Below are 18,317 nucleotides of genomic sequence, written 5' to 3' on the forward strand. Positions count from 1 at the left end.
TCAGATATTTTATGACGCTCATTCTCTGCCTCGCCGCAGGAACGGTGGCGGCGGGTGAGCAGGTTACCGATTCTCTCGGAGAAGAAAAGAAAATCGTGAATGACATCTTTTGGGATACCGTCGACGGCCGGCCCATATACAGCCAGGGCGGCGGGATATTCCGTTATCCCGATGCCGAGACCGGTGAACGGCACTACTATTGGTATGGCGTGCGTTATGCCGAGGCCCGGCAATATCGCGAAGACCCGTCGGTTACCTGGCCGCAATGTACGTTTGAGGCGGTCACTTGTTATCGCTCCGATAACCTGGTCGACTGGACCTTCGTGGGCGACGTCCTTACCCGTGAAGAGGTCACCCGGCACGGCCATGCCGGGTGGGTGGGACGTTTGGGCGTAGCCTATCTCCCGGAGTGGAATCGATATGTCTTGTTGGTGCAGAACAACGACGGAGTGCTCTTTGCTTTGTCCGATACGCCTACCGGCCCCTTTACCTGGCATCGGCGCATCTCGATGAAGGAGATGATTGGTACACCCAACACGGGCGACCAGACGGTTTTTGTCGATGAAGATACCGGCAAGTCCTACCTCATCTATTCTTATGGCCGTGGCCGCAACCGCATTTATGTGTCGGAGATAGGTGTGCGCGACGGGCAGGCCGACCTGCTCGACTGCACGCAGGTCTTCAAAGGGGCGGGTCGTGAAGGGAATTGTCTCTTCAAATACAAAGGCCGTTACTATATGTGCGCGTCGAACCTGTATGGTTGGGACTCCTCCTTTGCCTATTATCTGGTGGCCGATGACATTCGCGGGCCTTACGAACCGCTCAACGACATGCAGATTATGCCCGGTTGTGCCGACGACTATGCCCATGTGACACAGACGGGATTTTTCTATACCGTGCGCGGTACGCGCGAAGAGACGGTGCTTTATTGCGGCGACCGCTGGGCCGACTTTGCCGGCAACGGTTTGGGGTACAACCAGTGGTGTCCCTTGTCGTTCGACGGCAAGGAGCCTTACTTCAACTCCCTGCATGCCTGGTATCTCAACGCCGGGACGGGAGAGTGGCGGGTAGCCGAAGAGAACAACTATGTGAAGAACGGTAGTTTCGAGGCCGATCGTCGTCCGATACCCTGTCCGGCCAAACCCGTCCAGGATTATTTGCTGGGCTGGGCCACCGAGGTCGTGAAAGGAAATGCCGTGAAGGTGGGTGATGATGATTCCCCCCGCCTGAATTATGAGAACACCGCCGACGACCGTAAACAGGTCATCGGGGAGAAATCTTTATACATCAGCGACAAGGTCGATTTCGAGCGTCACGTTTTCCAGACGGTCGAGTCGTCGCCTTATGTCGACCTCCCCGATGGGGTCTACCGGCTCGAAGCCCGGTTGAAGAACAGCGAAGGTTTTGAGCGGTTCGAGATGTATGCGCAATGTGGTGAAAAGGGATATACCTGTCGGGTAAAGAAGGCTTCACCGACATGGCGCACGATAGAGATAGAGCGTGTCAGGGTGCGCGGCGGAAAGGTAGAGATAGGTTTCCGTGCCAAAGCGGTGGCCGGAGCCTGGGCTTGTATCGACGATGTGACGTTTGTCCGCCGGTAAATGTCGGTGCGTGAGAAAACAGAGAAGCCGAAGCAGGAATTTTTTCCGCTTCGGCTTCTCTGTTCTTATGACAACAATATTAGATTTCTTCGTTTTTCTCGGACATGGGAATTTTATAGTAAACCTTGCCTTCGAGATATTCCTGGGTGGCGATGAGGGTCGGTTTCGGCAATTTCTCATAGTAGCGCGAAATCTCGATTTGTTCGCGGTTTTCAAAGACCTCTTCGAGATTGTCGTTGTATGAGGCAAACTCTTGCAACTTCTTTTCCAAGTCGTTTTTCATTTCCACGCTTATCTGGTTGGCACGTTTGCCGATAATGCGTATCGTTTCATAAACGTTGCCGGTGTCGCTCGAAAGGGCGATGACGTCACGGGTTACGGTGTTGGTCGGTGCGTTGGTTTTCTTGTAGTCCATTTTTTATTTCGGTTTGTTTTTATTCTATGTCGTCGATGTACTTGCTGGCATTTTTGAAAATGCTCTCGGCCTCTTTTTTGTATTTCCCTTCGGGAAATTCGTTGATGTAGGCGTAGTATTCATCGATGGTGTTTCTATAACGTTCCCCTTTTTTCTCCAGGATACTCTCTTCGGCCTCCTTGTAGCGGGCTCGTAAAATGAGCATGAGGAGGTCTTCTTTTTTCTGGGTATAGGGGAATGTTTTCAGGGCGTTCTGTGCGGTGATGACGGCCGATTCGAAATAGTTGCGTCCCAAGTAGTTACCGATGTTGAGATAGGTGGTGGCGTTTAAGTACTCTTTTTCGACCAGTTTCTCTTGCAGTTTCACAATCATATCCTGCGCCTCGGTTACCTTTTCACCCCGGGGATAGTAGTCGATATACATCTGCAACTCCTCGATGGCTTTGTAGGTAATGGCTTGGTCGAGACGGGGGTCGGGGGAGTCGTTGTAGTAACTCAATCCCGAATAGTAGCGAGCCATTTCGGTATATTCGCCCTTGGGATAGCTGCGGTAGTATGTGGCAAAGTAGTCTCCGGCCGTGTCATAGTTCTTGGCCATAAAATGACTCAGCGACAACAGGTAGAGCGATTCTTCGCCCTTGTCGGTGCCTTTGAACACGGCAACCAAGTCTTCGAGCAGCGTGTAGGCACGGTTGTACTTGCCGGTGTCGAAGCACTTCTTGGCATACTGGTATTTCACGTCCAAGTCGGTGCTTTTCTGCACTTTGTAGTATTCGCCGCACGACGCGCAAATCAACAGAAGTATGCCCAAATATGCCGCTTTCTTTATCATAGGAACACGAATAACTGCGCAAAGTTAGACAATCAGGGAGAATTATGAAAGTAAAAAAGAGAAATTTAACGCATTATCTCACTCTTTTTCGATATTCATCTTTTTCGTGTTTCCTTTTTAATTCTTGTTGAACCTTTGCACAAAGAAGAGCATTCATTATCTTTGTCGATAAAATCCCATTCAACAACGATGCCGTTCAAAATTGTTTCGCCATATAGTCCTACCGGAGATCAGCCCGAAGCCATTGCCGAGCTTTCCCGCGGAATTGTCGAAGGTCTGCCGGCGCAAACGCTCTTGGGTGTTACCGGCTCGGGAAAAACCTTCACGATGGCCAACGTCATAGAGCGGGTGCAGAAGCCCACGCTCATTCTTAGCCACAACAAGACGTTGGCGGCGCAACTGTATAGCGAGTTTAAGAATTTCTTCCCCGACAATGCCGTCGAGTATTTTGTTTCATATTACGACTATTATCAACCCGAGGCTTATATCCCCACGACCGATACCTACATCGAGAAGGATTTGGCCATCAATGAAGAAATCGACCGCTTGCGTCTTGCTGCCACCTCGTCGCTCTTGTCGGGAAGAAAAGACGTCATCGTCGTTTCGTCGGTCTCCTGTCTCTACGGCATAGGAAATCCCGAAGATTTCCATAGTAACATGATCGAGGTGAAGGTGGGGGAGCGCCTGGAACGGAATGATTTTCTCCGACGACTGGTCGACGGCCTTTATTCGCGCAACGAGGTCGACCTGCAACGCGGTAATTTCCGGGTCAAGGGCGACACGGTCGACGTCTATCCCGCTTATCAAGATGAGATTGTGCGCGTCACGTTTTGGGGCGATGAGATTGACTCCATAGAGAGTGTCGACCCCTCTACGGGATATACCGTTTCCCGTTTTGACAGCTACAACATTTATCCGGCCAACATTTTCGTCACGACCAAAGAGCGCATCAACCGCGCCGTCGATGAGATAACGCTCGATTTGGGACGTCAGGTCGAATTTTTCAAGTCGATAGGCAAGGAGCTCGAAGCCAAACGCATCTATGAACGGGTCACCTATGACCTCGAAATGATAAAGGAGGTGGGATACTGCTCGGGTATCGAAAACTACTCCCGCTATTTCGACGGGCGTATGCCCGGAACCCGCCCTTTCTGTCTGCTCGACTATTTTCCCAAGGATTTCCTGGTGATTATCGACGAGAGCCATGTTACCGTGCCGCAGATACGCGCCATGTATGGCGGTGACAATTCCCGGAAAGTCAATCTCGTGGAATATGGCTTCCGCCTGCCCGCCGCCATCGACAACCGTCCGTTGACCTTTGCCGAGTTTGAGTCGCTGGTGCCGCAGGTCATTTATGTGAGCGCGACGCCGGCCGATTATGAACTGATGCGCAGCGAAGGGGTGGTCGTGGAGCAGGTAATCCGGCCCACCGGTCTGCTCGACCCCGTCATCGAGGTACGTCCCAGTCTCAACCAAATCGACGACCTGCTCGAAGAGATACAGCAACGGGTCGAGCGCAACGAGCGGGTTCTCGTCACGACCCTCACCAAGCGCATGGCCGAGGAGTTGAATGCTTATCTGCTGCGTCTCGACATACATTGCAACTATATCCACTCCGATGTCGACACGCTCGACCGCATACAGATTATCGACGACCTACGCAAGGGCGTGTACGATGTCCTTATCGGGGTGAACCTGTTGCGGGAGGGGCTCGACCTGCCCGAGGTCTCGCTCGTGGCGATACTCGATGCCGACAAGGAGGGTTTTCTGCGTTCGCATCGCTCGCTCACGCAGACGGCCGGCCGGGCGGCACGCAACCTCAACGGTCGTGTCATCATGTATGCCGACCGCATTACCGAGAGTATGCAGCAGACCATCGATGAGACCAACCGGCGCCGCGAAAAACAGTTGGCCTATAACGAGGCCCATCACATTACGCCGCAGGCCATACGCAAAGCCTACAACACGGCATTGGCACGCCGGGAAGAAAAGCCCGTTGAACCGGCACCTGTTGTCTCTTCTCAACCCACTTACGAGGAGGAGTTCGATACGGTGCATGTGTCGTTGGCGGCCGACCCGGTGGTGCGCTACATGAGCAAGGACCAACTCAAAAAAAATATGGAAAACGTGCGCCGTCAGATGGTGGCCGCAGCCAAGAACATGGAATTTATCGAGGCCGCCCGTTTGCGCGATGAACTGTTGAAACTCGAAGACCTTTATAATCAGAAGTAGCCATGCAAGCACCCCGTACCGATATGCAGTCCTGGTTGCCCACCACCCGCAAGGAATTGGAACAGCGGGGGTGGGATTGGGTCGATGTGATACTCTTCTCGGGCGACGCTTATGTCGACCACCCTTCGTTTGGCGTGGCGGTCATAGGTCGCGTGTTGGAAGCCGAAGGTCTGCGTGTAGCTATTGTGCCGCAACCCAACTGGCGGGACGACTTGCGCGACTTCAAGAAGTTGGGACGACCGCGACTTTTCTTCGGCGTGTCGGCCGGAGCCATGGATTCGATGGTCAATCACTACACGGCCAACAAACGGTTGCGCTCCGACGATGCTTATACCCCCGACGGCCGTGCCGGCATGCGACCCGACTATCCCACCATCGTTTATACCCGCATACTCAAACAACTCTATCCCGACGTGCCCGTGGTTATCGGCGGTATCGAGGCTTCCCTGCGTCGCGTTACCCACTACGATTATTGGCAAGACTGTTTGCGGCCGGGCATTCTCATCGAGAGCGGTGCCGATATCCTCTCTTATGGCATGGGCGAGGAGACGATGCGCACGATAGCCCGACGTTTGCGGGCCGGAGAACCCCTCTCGGCTCTGCATGATGTCCCGCAGACGGTCGTGGTGCGGAATGTCTCGGAACTGCCCGCCGAGAAAGAGAGCGACACTCATTGTGTGCTGGCTTCGCACGAGGAGTGCTTGCGCAGCAAGAAGGTGCAGGCTCGCAATTTCTGCCGGGTCGAGGAGGAGTCCAACCGTTACACGGCGCGTCTCCTGTGGCAGCGGTGCGGCGACCAGGCCCTGAAAATTAACCCGCCCTTTCCGCCCATCACCGGCGAAGAGCTCGATGCCATATACGACTTGCCGTTTACCCGACTGCCGCACCCTCGCTATCGGGGGAAAACGATACCTGCCTTTGAGATGATAAAGTTCTCGATAACGTTGCATCGGGGCTGTTTCGGCGGTTGTGCCTTCTGCACCATTTCGGCTCATCAGGGAAAGTTCATCTCTTCCCGTTCCGAGGCTTCGGTTTTGCGTGAAGTCGACAAGATTATTGCCATGCCCGATTTCAAGGGCTATCTCAGTGACCTGGGTGGGCCGTCGGCCAACATGTACCGCATGACGGGAAAGAAGACGTCGGCTTGTCGGGTTTGCAAGCGCCCTTCGTGTCTGTGGCCTGCGGTATGTCCCAATATGCAGGTCGACCATCGTCCGCTGTTGCACCTCTATCGGGCGGTCGATGCCAAAGCGGAGATAAAACGCTCCTTCATAGGCAGCGGCGTGCGTTATGACCTGCTGTTGCATCGGAATGACGACGAGACCCTCAATGCCGCTTCGCGGGAATATACCCGGGAGCTGATTACGCGGCATGTCTCGGGGCGTCTGAAAGTGGCGCCCGAGCACACCTCGTCGCGGGTCCTTCGTTGTATGCGCAAACCCGCATTCAGCCAGTTTGAGCAGTTCCGCACCAATTTTGAACGCATCAATCGCGAAGAGGGGCTCAACCAGCAACTCATACCCTATTTCATTTCGAGTCACCCCGCTTGTGAGGCCGTCGACATGGCCGAGTTGGCGGCCATTACCAAGAGTCTCCATTTCCATCTCGAACAGGTGCAGGATTTTACGCCCACCCCCATGACCCTTGCCACCGAGATATATTATACCGGTTACGACCCCTATACGGGCGAACGGATATATACCGCCCGCACGTCCGAAGAGAAATTGGCTCAGCGTCAGTTCTTTTTCTGGTACAAACCCGAAGCGCGCCGGGGCATCGAACAAGCCTTGCATCGCATGGGACGGGAAGATTTGCTCGGAAAATTATATGGCCGTGGGGCAGGGGCTCACCCTTTCGAGACGCCGGCACACAAAACCAAGGTCGCCTCTTACAATCCCAATTTCAACCCGGCGAAACGTCGGGAGGCCATGCAACTGAAAAACCGCAAAAACGAGGAGAGCAACGGCGGCTTCGGGAAGAAATCGCCGAAGAAAAAATAGTGCCTTACGGCCGGAGTGCCGAAGGACGGCTGTTCTGCAAGAACTTCCACAAGAAGAGCAGTGCCGCACAAGAGAGACCTACCGGGTAGCCCCACCATACCCCCGGGGCTTCGCCATGGCATAAAAAGGCAAATGCGTAGGAGGCGGGCAGGCTCACGACGAAGTAGCTGACAAAAGCAATCCACACCATCGGTTTCACCACACCCAGCCCGCGCAGTGCGCCGGCGAGCGAAATCTGCATGCCGTCGCCCAACTGGTAGACCATCATGGGAATGACGATGGCCGACACGAGCCTGGCTACATCGGGCGAGTCGGTGAAGATGTAACCGATATGCTGACGGGTAAAGAACATGACGCCGGTAACCAGTAGCACGAGCAGCAGCACAAGGTGTATGCCGGCCGTGGCGATGGGCCTTATCTCCTCTTTTTGTCCGCTGCCGCGGGCTTTGCTGATACCGATTGTGATGGCCGCACCGATACCCGAATAGAGCAGGAATCCGATGGTCGAGAAGGTTACGGCAGCTTGGTGAGCCGCCAAAGCCGTGCTGCCTATCCATCCGATGAGGATGACGCTGAGGCTGAACGATCCCGTTTCCATACCCAGTTGCAAGGCGATGGGTATGCCCATGGTGAGAATGGGCCGGTAGAGCTTGGCATTTCCCGGTTGACCGAAAAATCCGGCCTTGAAGCGGCGGTAACGTTTCCGGTACAAGAATATCCACAGCCCGGCCACAATCGTAAACACCCGGGCGATGAGCGTCGAGACACCCGCTCCGAAAAGGCCCCATTCGGGAAACCCGGCATATCCGTAGATGAGGATGGTGTTGCCAATGATGTTCAGCAAGTTGCTGGCCAGGAGTATGTACATGGGGGTGAGGGTGTCGGTCGTACCGTCGGCGAAATGCTTGAACGCGTTGAACAACAGCACGGGAACAAGCCCGACGAGGTGCAGCAGATAATAAGGCCGCATCAGTGGCAGCAACTCTTGCGGCAGCCCCAGCCGGTCGAGGAAGAAATAGAGCGTCCCCATGATGACGATGAGTGCGATGGCCAGCATGCCGTTGGCATAGAGCCCGTATCGGAATGTCTGTCCCGCGCGCAGCAGTTCGTTCCGCCCCGTCTGTTCTCCGATAAGCGGCGTGATGCCCATGGCAAAACCGGTCGCAAACATGAGCGGCAGCATGAAAATGTTGTTCACGAACGATGCGGCCGACAATTCTTCGGTCATGTGGTGACCGACCATGATGTTGTCGACAAACCCCGTGAGGATAACGCCCAACTGCCCGACCATGATGGGTACGCCCATGGTCAGCAACGAACGGTAATGTGCGGTATATCTTTTGAAATACTGTGTCATGAAAAACAAACTGTTTTGGAAAAAAACGGCACAAAGATAGTGAAAGACGAGTGCAGAAGCAAACCCCGGGGAGAGAAGTTTTCGCAGACGATTGTGTGTGCCGTCTCCTACCATCTGAAAAGATTGTGGCCGGTGGAGAACGGTGTGAATAGGAGAGGAACCTTTGCAATACATTTTCAAGTCGGGAAAATACCCGTCGTGGCACCCATGGGAGCGTACCTCCCGACGACGTTCCTACCGCCCCATTTTCATCTCCCGCGAAAAGAATCCTGTTGAGACACAAAGAAACGAACAACTATTCCGATAAATACATCAAAAAAATCGTGTGTCAAAATAACCGGGCATAGGCGTTTCTTTATGAATTTGTCGTATTTTTGCAGCATGTCCAAAATACATCAGATGAAGTTCCTCCGGAAAATTGGTTTCGCAACGTTGCTCTTTTGCCTGTCGGCCTCGCTGTCGGCACAAGAATTTTTGTGGAGTGTCGATGTCGACATGACTTTCGATAACCGGGAGTATGGAAAGAGCAAGTACAACTGGCCTCAGACCATCTTTGGCGGGTATATCAATCCGTTGGTAGGGCTTGGCTGGCGGGGAAATTCGATACAGGTGGGAGCGACCGCCTTGCGCAATTTCGGCTCGCCGGCCTGCGATATGGATTTCAATTTCCTTTTCTTTTACAATTACCGCGACAGCCGATTCAACGTCTCGGCCGGTATCATACCCCGCCGGCAAGTAAGGGGGGGGAGCGACGCTTTTTTCTGTGACTCCATCAAGTTTTTCGACAATACCATCGACGGATTGCTCCTGCAATATATCCCCGATGAAAAAAATTACATCGAGGTCTTTTGCGATTGGGACGGTCACCAGACCACGACCACGCGCGAGCGCTTCATCGTTTACACATCGGGCCGCTACTATCCCCTCTCGTGGTTATATGGAGAGTATGAACTGATGATGCACCACCATGCCGGTACCAGCGTCGATGGCGGGGTGGTCGACAACATTTGGTTCTATCCGCGTGTCGGGGTCGACTTGGGAGGCCGGTTATGGCTCGACAAGCTCAAAGTGAGCGTCGGTTGGTTGCAGTCGGCGCAGAACGACCGCACCTATGTCGGTCACTATGTGAAGCCCCACGGCGTGCAGGTCGAGGCCCGTGTCGAGAAGTTCAAACTGGGGCTTTACAACACCCTTTATATGGGCGGTTGTCTCATGCCCTATTACGAGAGCTATGCGTCGAGCCTCTATACCGGCTCGGCCTTCTATCGCACACGCGACGACGTTTACAACCGACTCGAAGCCTATTGGCACCCGTTCCAGAATGAAAAGTTCGACCTCAAAGTATCGTCGGTGCATCATTACGACGGCGTGAAGTGGTGTTCACAGCAACTCATCACCTTTCGCGTCATTATCGATAACGACATGTTCAAGAAAGAAAGTCCCGTGCGCAAGCAGCTGCGTTGGCGCAAGAAAAAATAGCTGTTTCCGAGATAACCATAACGCTGTTCGGAAATCCGGGATAAGAATGTGCAACTCCTTTTCTCTCTTTTTAGGAAGAGCGATGGGAGTTGTTCGCGTATTATTGCGTATATTTGCACGCGTATATGAAGAGGTTATTGGTATTTTCTCTTTTGGCGTGGTCGGTGATATGTGGATATGCCGCCAAGAAGCAGGTGATAGGAGAGCCCTATGCGTGGCGGCTGTCCCAGCCCTTGGGAACACCCTATCGGGTACCGATGGATACGCTCATCGATAATTTCTACAATACCGATTTGCCCATTTCTTATTCCACGGCCTATTCCTACACGGGAAACTTGGGCGGCGCCTCGATGTCGAAGGTCTTTTTCGACCGTCCCGAAATGCCGCAATTCATCTTCAAGCAGCCCTACGACTACCTTATCTATACGCCGGCGAACTATACCTATTACAACACCCGCATACCCATGACGCTGGCGTCGTACCTCTTCGGCGGGGGAAAGCAGACCAAGCAGGAAGACCTCAAAGCCGAGTTCTCGGGCAACGTCAACAAGCGTTTGGCCATAGCTGCCGGCATACAATATCTCTATTCCCGAGGGAATTACGACCACCAGGGAAACAAGGATTTGTCGTGGCAGGTGGCCGGCTCCTACATAGGCGACCGTTACCAGATGCACGCCTTTGCCAATACCTATAATTTCGTATCGCAGGAGAACGGCGGCATTTCCGACACGCAGTTTATTCTCGACCCCGACGAGGTGGCTTCGGGACAAGGCTCGTTCGATTCGCAGTCGATACCCGTTTATCTCTACAATGCCTTCAACCGGGTGCGGGGGCAGAACTATTATCTCACCCAGCGTTACAATCTCGGATTTTACAAGACGCAGCAGGTCGACGATACGACCACGGTCGAAGTCTTTACGCCGGTTACCAGCTTTATCCACACGATAGAGTACAACAACAACATGCGGCGGTTTGTCAATCAGTCGGCACGAGAAGACACGGCATTCTTCAAAAACACCTATTTCAGCGAAAACGGTACCAATGACTCGACCCAATATTGGTCGCTGAAAAACACGTTGGGCATTTCGTTGCTCGAAGGGTTTAACAAATACGCCAAGATGGGCATGTCGGCCTACCTCACGCACGAGGTGCGACGCTTTACGTTGATGAGCGATGTCATACCCGGCATCATGCTCACCCCTCCTTCAACGCCGATGCTCGATGCCGGCGATAATGCCGCCTTGTATAGTGTCGTGCAATCCCCCAAAATCTATACCGAGAATGTCTTGTGGGTGGGCGGCGTCCTGTCGAAGCAACAAGGTGAATTGCTGACATACACGGTCGATGGGAAGGTGGGCCTGATCGGTGTCGATGCGGGTGCCACCGACATCAACGGGGAGATACAGACCCGTTTCAACATACGCAAGACCACGGTGCAGTTGCGGGCTTACGGCTTCTTCAAGAATCTGACGCCGGCATTTTATTACCGGCACTATGTCTCGAACCATTTCATTTGGGAAAACAATTTCGGCAAGACGCGTAAATTCCGTGTAGGCGGGGAGTTCTCCTTGCCGGCCACCGGAACCATCATTAATGTCGGTGTCGAAAATGTGCAGAACCACGTCTATTTCGACAACGATTGCCTGCCCCGGCAAGACGACCGCATCTTGCAGATTTTCAGTGCCATGGTAAAGCAGAAGATAAAATGGGGCATCTTCAACCTCGACCTCGAAGCGGTGTATCAGAAATCGAGCGACTCCAAAGTGATACCCTTGCCCGATTTGAGCGCCTATGCGCAGATGTATCTCGACTTCAAGATAGCCAAGGTGTTGCAGGTGCAATTCGGGGTCGATTGCAAATACCACACCTCTTACTATGCCGAGGCCTACCAGCCGGCCACACTCTCGTTCCACACCCAGGACGAGGTGAAAGTGGGCAATTATCCGCTTATGAACGTCTATGCCAACATGAAGATGAAGATGGTGCGTTTCTATGTCATGTATACCCATTTCAACCAGGGACTGTTCGGCGGCAACAATTATTTCCTCATGCCCAATTATCCCTACAATCCCGCCATGTTGCAATTTGGCCTCTGCGTCAACTTCGCCAACTGATTACCGATAATCTTTGAGAATGACCTGCAACCGTTGGCGGGCAAAGAATATGCGGCTCTTTACCGTACCCAGCGGGAGTCCCATCTTCTCGGCGATTTCCTGATATTTGAATCCGGCCACATGCATCGAGAAGGGAATCTTATATTCATCGGGAAATTTGTTGATGGCTTTTGAAATCTCTTTCACCGAAAGCGAACCGTCGGGCGTGTCGAATCCCGACTCTTGCGGCAGGTTGAGGTGGTACAAATCTTCGGTTTGGTCGATGATGGTCTGGTTGCGCACGCCTTTGCGGTAGTTGTTGATGAAGATGTTGCGCATGATGGTGAAAACCCAACCCTTGAAATTGATGTTATCGATATACTTGTCGCGGTTGTCGAGTGCTTTCAGGGTTGTGTCTTGCAATAGGTCTTCGGCTTCGTCACGGTCGCTGGTGAGCATGTAGGCAAAATTCAGCAGATTGTCTTGCAATTGCAAGAGCTTCTCCACAAACAGTTGTGATTCCATTGATAAAAAATTTGTAATGATTGAGTAACGGGTGTATTCATGTGAATACCCTGCAAATATAGGGCGCCAAGTGCCGAAAGAAAAATTTTTTAATATAAAAACAAATCTGTAATCTGTTAAATAACATAGCTTTATCACCTTTAATGCCGTGTGCCCCGTTATATAAAAAAGAGTTACATGTGAAATTCCGATGAAAAAAATTCCCGGCTGACCTGTTTTTCCGATAAAAAAATGTAACTTCGTCACAGAACCCGTTGTCATGAAAAATTTACTATTCCTTCTTATCCTTTCCATTCTCACCTTTCCGGTGCCTATGCAGGCTGCCGAAATCGTTTCGGCCAAGCCTCTTTTTTACCACATCGACATCGACAAGGAAATCGGTCCGACGACTTGGCGTTATATGCAGAAAGGTTACGAAGAGGCTCGTAATGCGGAGTCTCAGGCCATCATTCTGCGGCTCAACACCTACGGAGGCACGGTCGTGCATGCCGATTCGATACGCACGCTCATTCTCAACAGTCCCATACCCGTCTATGCCTTTATCGACAACAACGCTGCGTCGGCCGGGGCTTTGATAGCCATTGCCTGCGACAGCATCTACATGCGCGAGGGGGCCAATATCGGGGCGGCGACCGTCGTCGACCAGACGGGGGCTGCCATGCCCGACAAGTACCAATCCTATATGCGGGCCACCATACGTTCCACGGCCGAGGCGCAGGGGTATGATACCGTGCCTGCCGCCGACGGCGGAGTCGAGTTGCGATGGCGGCGCGATCCGCAAATAGCCGAGGCCATGGTCGATGAGCGCATTGTCGTGCCCGGCCTGTGCGACTCGACCAAGGTACTCACCCTGACCGCCCGCGAGGCGCTCCGTTGGGGCTATTGCGAGGCGCTTGCCGAGAGTGTCGATGAGATTGTCGTTTCGCGCCTCGGTTACGACGATTATGCGATTGAGCGTTATGCCCCCACGTTCTTCGACAATTTGGTGGGCTTTTTGCAAAATCCCGTGGTGCAAGGAATCCTCATCATGTTGATAATCGGCGGCATCTATTTTGAGTTGCAGACGCCCGGTGTGGGGCTGCCACTGGCCGTTTCGATTATTGCGGCCGTGCTCTATTTCGTGCCGTTGTATTTTTCCGGCTTGGCGGCTTCGTGGGAAATCCTCATTTTCATACTGGGGGTTATTTTGCTCGTGCTCGAATTGCTGGTAATCCCGGGATTCGGGGTCGCCGGCATATTGGGGCTCATCTGTTTCTTCGGCGGCCTTCTGCTGGCCTTGCTCAACAACACCGATTTCAATTTCTTTTGGGTCCCTGTCGATAGCATCACCCGCGGCCTGATTGTCGTCTTGGGCGGACTGCTCGGCACTGTGCTGTTGTCGCTCTTCCTGATGAAGCGCATCGGTCGCAAAGGACTCTTTTATCGTGTCGCTCTGCATGCCGAGCAGAACATCGAAGATGGATATGTCGCCGTGTCGGGACACCTCACGGCCATGGTCGGCCGCGAAGGTCTTGCCGTTACCGTGATGCGGCCTTCGGGGAAGGTGCGCATCGATGCCGATGATTATGATGCCATCTCCTATCACAACACCTATCTCGAAGCCGGGACTCCGGTCAAGGTCGTGAAGGTCGAAAATATGCAACTCTATGTCGTACCGTTAAATCCTGACAAACCATGAAATTTATTGCCATAATCCCTGCCCGTTATGCCTCGACCCGTTTCCCCGGCAAGCCCCTTGTCGACATGCGGGGAAAAACCATGATACAGCGCGTCTATGAACAGGTGTCGTCGTGCCTTTCTGCCGTCTATGTGGCGACCGACGATGCCCGCATCTGCCAAGCCGTGCACGACTTCGGCGGACGTGCCGTCATGACCTCCGAAACCCATCGCTCGGGTACCGACCGTTGTTGGGAAGCCTACGAACGCATCGGTGGCGGGGAAGATGTCATCATCAACATACAAGGCGATGAGCCCTTTATCCAGCCCCGGCAGATAGAAGCCATCATGGCGTGTTTCGACACCCCTTCGACACAGATTGCCACGCTGGTGAAGCCCTTTTCCGAAGCCGACGGGGAAGCGGCTCTGTTCAACCCCAATTCGCCCAAGGTCGTCCTCAACGATGCCGGGGAGGCTCTTTATTTCAGCCGCTCGGTCATTCCCTATTTGCGCAACTGTCCCACGAGTGAGTGGCTGAGCCGTCATACGTTTTACAAGCACATCGGCATGTATGCCTATCGGGCCGATGTGTTGAAGGAAATTACCCGGCTGCCCCAGTCGTCGCTCGAAATTGCCGAGTCGCTCGAACAACTTCGTTGGTTGCAAAACGGTTATCGCATAAAGGTGGGGATTACGACGCAGGAAACCATCGGCATCGATACCCCCGACGACCTCGAAAAAGCCCTGCGTTTTCTCGATTCCTTATCTCAAAAGTAAGACGTCGCATGCTCGATAGAACAACTCCGCCGCTTGTCAGGGAGGTCACGACGCTGACATTCCCTGTTGTCGAACCCACTGCGCTTCCCAATGGCATACCGCTGTATGTCATTGACCGGGGCGAGCAGGAACTTTCGCGCCTCGATATTCTTTTCTCTGCCGGGAAAGTCGACGAGACCCACCCCTTGACCGCCCGCCACACCGTTGCCATGTTGCGGGAGGGGGCCGCGGGGCTCTCATCGGCTTACATTGCCGAGAAGCTCGATTATTACGGGGCTTCTTTGCAGACATTGGCCACCCAGCGTAACACCTATATTACGCTTTATGTGGCCAACCGGTATTTCTTCGACATACTGCCGCTCCTTTATGCCTTGGTGGCCGAGCCCGATTTCCCCGAAGCCGAGTTTGCCACGCTCAGGGAACGCAACCGGCAGGCGCTCTTGGTCGATATGATGAAGGTCAACGTATTGGCATCGCGGGCTTTTTCAGAACAGTTGTTCGGAGCCGAAAACCCTTATGGACAATCGGAACAGCCCGCCGACTACGATACCCTCACCACACAATATTTGAGAGACTTCCATCGCCGCTATTACACGGCACGCCAGTGCCGGCTTGTGTTGTCGGGGCGGATAACCGATGAAATGAAAACGGCTGTCATTGACACCTTTGCCGCGCTGCCCCAAGGGGAGGCGCATGCACCGCTTTATTTCCCGGTCTCTTGCCATGATGGCAACCATTACCGCTTTGTCGAGAAGGTCGGCGCGTTGCAGTCGGGCATACGGGTGGGACGTTTCCTGGTGGGACGCGAGCACCCCGACCATCATCTCCTCAGGGTGCTCAACACCCTTCTTGGCGGATACTTCGGGAGTCGTCTCATGTCGAACATTCGCGAAGAAAAAGGATATACCTATGGCATACAGTCGTCGGTCGTTACCTATCCCGATGTCTCTTACGGTGTCGTGCTGACGCAGGCGGCGACCCGGTATGTGAAACCCCTTCTCGAAGAAATCTTCAAGGAGTTTGACCGTTTGCGCGAAGAGCCGGTCGAAGCCGATGAGTTGCACATGGTGCGCAGTTACATGACCGGTGAGTTGTTGCGCCTTTTCGATTCCCCCTTCTCGTTGGCCGAGGTATTTGTGACGCTCTTGGCCAACGACCTCGATTTTTCCTATTTCGACCGGCGCTTCGAGGCGATACGCTCGGTAACTGCCGAACAGTTGTTGGCGGCCGCACGTTGTTACCTCGGCCGGGAAAACTTCTACATAACCGTGGCCGGACAGGAACATTAACCGTTCTCCTAAAATATCACTATTATGAAGAAAAAATTGACCATCGCGCTGGTAGCGCACGACAACCGCAAGGCCGACTTGGTGGAATGGGCCGTCTTCAACTCCGACGAATTGTCGAAACATCACCTTGTGTGCACCGGTACAACCGGTTCTTTGGTGAAAGAGGCTTTTGAAGAAAAAGGGGTTACGGCCGATATTACCTGCATGAATTCGGGGCCGTTGGGAGGTGATGCCGAGATTGCGGCTCTTGTCGTACAACACAAAATCAATCTGGCCATATTCCTTATCGACGACCTCAATCCCCAACCCCATGAGGCCGACATACAGATGTTGTTGCGCCAGTGCCGCGTGCACAATGTGCCCATTGCCTGCAATCGGTACAGTGCCGACCTGATGATTACCAGCACGTTGTGGGACAACGACGAGTATGTGCCTTCGACGCCGAAGTACATTGCCTTCGATCGTGAGGCTGTAATGGCCCGGCTTGCCCAAGAAAAAGTTTAACGCAGGATTCGTTTTATAAGAGGCAATTTCCCGGCAAACGGTGCAAACTTGATGCCGGGATTGAGCCTCGTTGTGTTTCTTAATACCGCGCGGGCGTGGCTGAATGTGTAGAAACTTTCTTTTCCGTGGTAACGTCCCATGCCGCTCTCTCCGATGCCGCCAAACGGCAGATGGGAATTGGCAACGTGTGCAACCACGTCGTTGACGCATGCTCCTCCCGAGGAGGTGTGCGACAAGACCTTTTCGATTTCTTTTTTCTTCTGCCCGAAGTAGTAGAGAGCCAGCGGTTTCTCCCGACTGTTGACAAAGTCGATGGCTTCGTCGAGTGTCGTGTAGGTCAGAATCGGGAGTAGGGGGCCGAATATCTCCTCCTGCATGATGCGCATGTCGGGGGTGATGTGCGACAGCAGTGTGGGGGCCATATACAAGTCATCGACGTCGTAGGTGCCCCCGTGTTCGATGACCCCTTGTTTGGTCAGCAGCAGAAGTTCGTAGAATCGTTTTAGATTGACAATGCGTGGATAGTCGCTGTTGTGCCGCGGGTCTTCACCATATTGTCGCACGATTTCTTGCCGCAGCCTTTCGATAAAGGCAGCCTCCACATCGCGATGTACCAATAGATAGTCGGGTGCGATGCAGGTCTGACCGCAGTTCAGGAATTTCCCCCATACGATGCGTCGGGCTGCCGAGCCTAGGTGTGCGTCGCGGTGCACGATGCAGGGGCTTTTCCCGCCCAGTTCCAAGGTGACGGGGGTCAAGTGCCGGGCTGCCGCGGCTGCCACCCGGCGTCCGAAAGCCGACCCACCGGTATAGAAAATATAATCCCATTTCATTTCGAGCAGTCGGTCGGTTTCCCGGTTGTCGGCGTCGATGCACAGGACATGCCGGCAGTCGAAACTTTCATCGATGATTTGCCGGCATATCTCTTGGGTGTGCGGGGCATGGGGTGAGCATTTCACCGTCACACAGTTACCGGCGGCGACGGCTCCGATGAGCGGCGTAAAGACCAGTTGGAAAGGATAGTTCCAGGGTGCCAGGAGAAGGACCTGCCCGTAGGGTTGGTAGGTAACATGGCTTTTCGAGCCGAAAAGGAAGAGCGGGGTGTGCCGGCGTTGCGGGGCTGACCACTGTCGCAGATGGCTGATGGTGCTTCGCAGCTCATTCAAGACAAATCCTATTTCGGTGGTATAGCTCTCATAGGCCGACTTGCGCAGGTCGTTTTCGAGAGCCGTTGTTATTTCATGCTCATATTTGATGATGGTCTTTTGCAACCGTTTCAGGGATTGCTTCCGGTATTTGAGCGAGAGGGGATTTTGTTTCCCGAAAAAAAGACGCTGGGCTTCGATACGTTCGTTATCGTTCATTTCGAGAAAAATTTCGGTTTAGGTAAAGCAGGAGCAAAGGTATGGCTTTTCTTTGACAAGCCAAATCGAATGCCGTGAAACAATCGCTCTTGGCGATGGAAATGTCGTTACGGGGACAGTAAGGCCGTGTGCGGTTTTGTGTCGCGCCGACCAAACCAAAGCGCCTTGGAAATGGTTATATCGTCAGACAAAA

At 53.4% G+C, this 18,317-nt stretch carries 14 protein-coding genes; 9 read left to right on the forward strand and 5 right to left on the reverse strand.

Annotated features, from left to right (window positions below; all coding sequences use genetic code 11):
• Positions 1-11 precede the first annotated feature (11 nt).
• Positions 12-1,601 (forward strand): family 43 glycosylhydrolase, encoded by a 1,590-nt coding sequence (locus IAD09_06590; GenBank protein ID HIT81888.1) that lies wholly within the window; start codon positions 12-14, stop codon positions 1,599-1,601.
• Positions 1,602-1,680: 79 nt separating this feature from the next.
• Here IAD09_06590 and IAD09_06595 read toward each other — a convergent pair whose 3' ends face one another.
• Both IAD09_06595 and bamD read right to left on the reverse strand, forming a co-directional pair.
• Entirely contained in the window at positions 1,681-2,016 is a 336-nt protein-coding gene (locus IAD09_06595; GenBank protein ID HIT81889.1) for a DNA-directed RNA polymerase subunit omega, read from the reverse strand.
• A gap of 19 nt (positions 2,017-2,035) precedes the next feature.
• On the reverse strand, positions 2,036-2,845 hold the full coding sequence (gene bamD, locus IAD09_06600; protein HIT81890.1) for an outer membrane protein assembly factor BamD: 810 nt from the start codon (positions 2,843-2,845) through the stop codon (positions 2,036-2,038).
• A gap of 192 nt (positions 2,846-3,037) precedes the next feature.
• On the opposite strand from bamD, the gene uvrB reads away from it, so the two are divergent.
• Complete coding sequence (uvrB, locus tag IAD09_06605) at positions 3,038-5,080, forward strand: excinuclease ABC subunit UvrB (protein HIT81891.1); 2,043 nt, start codon at positions 3,038-3,040, stop codon at positions 5,078-5,080.
• A gap of 2 nt (positions 5,081-5,082) precedes the next feature.
• Entirely contained in the window at positions 5,083-7,080 is a 1,998-nt protein-coding gene (locus IAD09_06610) for a YgiQ family radical SAM protein (GenBank protein HIT81892.1), read from the forward strand.
• 4 nt (positions 7,081-7,084) lie between these two features.
• Here the strand turns inward: IAD09_06610 and IAD09_06615 are convergent, their stop codons facing one another.
• Complete coding sequence (locus tag IAD09_06615) at positions 7,085-8,437, reverse strand: MATE family efflux transporter (GenBank protein HIT81893.1); 1,353 nt, start codon at positions 8,435-8,437, stop codon at positions 7,085-7,087.
• 399 nt (positions 8,438-8,836) lie between these two features.
• Between IAD09_06615 and IAD09_06620 the strand changes: the two genes are divergently transcribed.
• Together IAD09_06620 and IAD09_06625 are read left to right on the forward strand one after the other, a co-directional pair.
• The gene (locus IAD09_06620) at positions 8,837-9,916 is read left to right on the forward strand and encodes a hypothetical protein (protein ID HIT81894.1); all 1,080 of its coding nucleotides are present in this window, start codon (positions 8,837-8,839) and stop codon (positions 9,914-9,916) included.
• Between the two features lie 125 nt (positions 9,917-10,041).
• Entirely contained in the window at positions 10,042-12,030 is a 1,989-nt protein-coding gene (locus tag IAD09_06625; protein HIT81895.1) for a putative porin, read from the forward strand.
• On the opposite strand, the gene IAD09_06630 is transcribed toward IAD09_06625, so the two are convergent.
• On the reverse strand, positions 12,031-12,534 hold the full coding sequence (locus tag IAD09_06630) for an RNA polymerase sigma factor (GenBank protein ID HIT81896.1): 504 nt from the start codon (positions 12,532-12,534) through the stop codon (positions 12,031-12,033). It abuts the gene before it with no gap.
• A gap of 259 nt (positions 12,535-12,793) precedes the next feature.
• Between IAD09_06630 and IAD09_06635 the strand changes: the two genes are divergently transcribed.
• The 4 genes from IAD09_06635 to IAD09_06650 are packed head-to-tail and all read left to right on the forward strand — an operon-like array spanning position 12,794 to position 16,760.
• A complete protein-coding gene (locus IAD09_06635) occupies positions 12,794-14,212 on the forward strand; it encodes a nodulation protein NfeD (GenBank protein HIT81897.1) in 1,419 nt (472 codons plus the stop codon).
• Positions 14,209-14,967 (forward strand): 3-deoxy-manno-octulosonate cytidylyltransferase, encoded by a 759-nt coding sequence (kdsB, locus tag IAD09_06640; protein HIT81898.1) that lies wholly within the window; start codon positions 14,209-14,211, stop codon positions 14,965-14,967. The genes IAD09_06635 and kdsB overlap by 4 nt, the downstream gene beginning before the upstream one ends.
• 8 nt (positions 14,968-14,975) lie before the next feature.
• Entirely contained in the window at positions 14,976-16,256 is a 1,281-nt protein-coding gene (locus IAD09_06645; protein HIT81899.1) for an insulinase family protein, read from the forward strand.
• 24 nt (positions 16,257-16,280) lie between these two features.
• On the forward strand, positions 16,281-16,760 hold the full coding sequence (locus tag IAD09_06650; protein HIT81900.1) for a methylglyoxal synthase: 480 nt from the start codon (positions 16,281-16,283) through the stop codon (positions 16,758-16,760).
• Here IAD09_06650 and IAD09_06655 read toward each other — a convergent pair.
• On the reverse strand, positions 16,757-18,124 hold the full coding sequence (locus tag IAD09_06655; protein HIT81901.1) for an aldehyde dehydrogenase: 1,368 nt from the start codon (positions 18,122-18,124) through the stop codon (positions 16,757-16,759). The two genes, IAD09_06650 and IAD09_06655, sit on opposite strands and share 4 nt — an antisense overlap.
• Positions 18,125-18,317 lie beyond the last annotated feature (193 nt).

It is taken from the genome of Candidatus Caccoplasma merdavium (assembly GCA_018715595.1).
Classification (GTDB): Bacteria; Bacteroidota; Bacteroidia; order Bacteroidales; family UBA11471; genus Caccoplasma; species Caccoplasma merdavium.

Coding starts and splice junctions, on each gene's coding strand:
- IAD09_06620 (HIT81894.1), top strand. CDS start 8,837: ATGAAGTTCCTCCGGAAAATTGGTTTCGCAACGTTGCTCTTTTGCCTG.
- IAD09_06650 (HIT81900.1), top strand. CDS start 16,281: ATGAAGAAAAAATTGACCATCGCGCTGGTAGCGCACGACAACCGCAAG.
- uvrB (HIT81891.1), top strand. CDS start 3,038: ATGCCGTTCAAAATTGTTTCGCCATATAGTCCTACCGGAGATCAGCCC.
- IAD09_06595 (HIT81889.1), bottom strand. CDS start 2,016: ATGGACTACAAGAAAACCAACGCACCGACCAACACCGTAACCCGTGAC.
- IAD09_06645 (HIT81899.1), top strand. CDS start 14,976: ATGCTCGATAGAACAACTCCGCCGCTTGTCAGGGAGGTCACGACGCTG.
- IAD09_06655 (HIT81901.1), bottom strand. CDS start 18,124: ATGAACGATAACGAACGTATCGAAGCCCAGCGTCTTTTTTTCGGGAAA.
- IAD09_06635 (HIT81897.1), top strand. CDS start 12,794: ATGAAAAATTTACTATTCCTTCTTATCCTTTCCATTCTCACCTTTCCG.
- IAD09_06630 (HIT81896.1), bottom strand. CDS start 12,534: ATGGAATCACAACTGTTTGTGGAGAAGCTCTTGCAATTGCAAGACAAT.
- IAD09_06625 (HIT81895.1), top strand. CDS start 10,042: ATGAAGAGGTTATTGGTATTTTCTCTTTTGGCGTGGTCGGTGATATGT.
- IAD09_06590 (HIT81888.1), top strand. CDS start 12: ATGACGCTCATTCTCTGCCTCGCCGCAGGAACGGTGGCGGCGGGTGAG.
- kdsB (HIT81898.1), top strand. CDS start 14,209: ATGAAATTTATTGCCATAATCCCTGCCCGTTATGCCTCGACCCGTTTC.
- IAD09_06615 (HIT81893.1), bottom strand. CDS start 8,437: ATGACACAGTATTTCAAAAGATATACCGCACATTACCGTTCGTTGCTG.
- IAD09_06610 (HIT81892.1), top strand. CDS start 5,083: ATGCAAGCACCCCGTACCGATATGCAGTCCTGGTTGCCCACCACCCGC.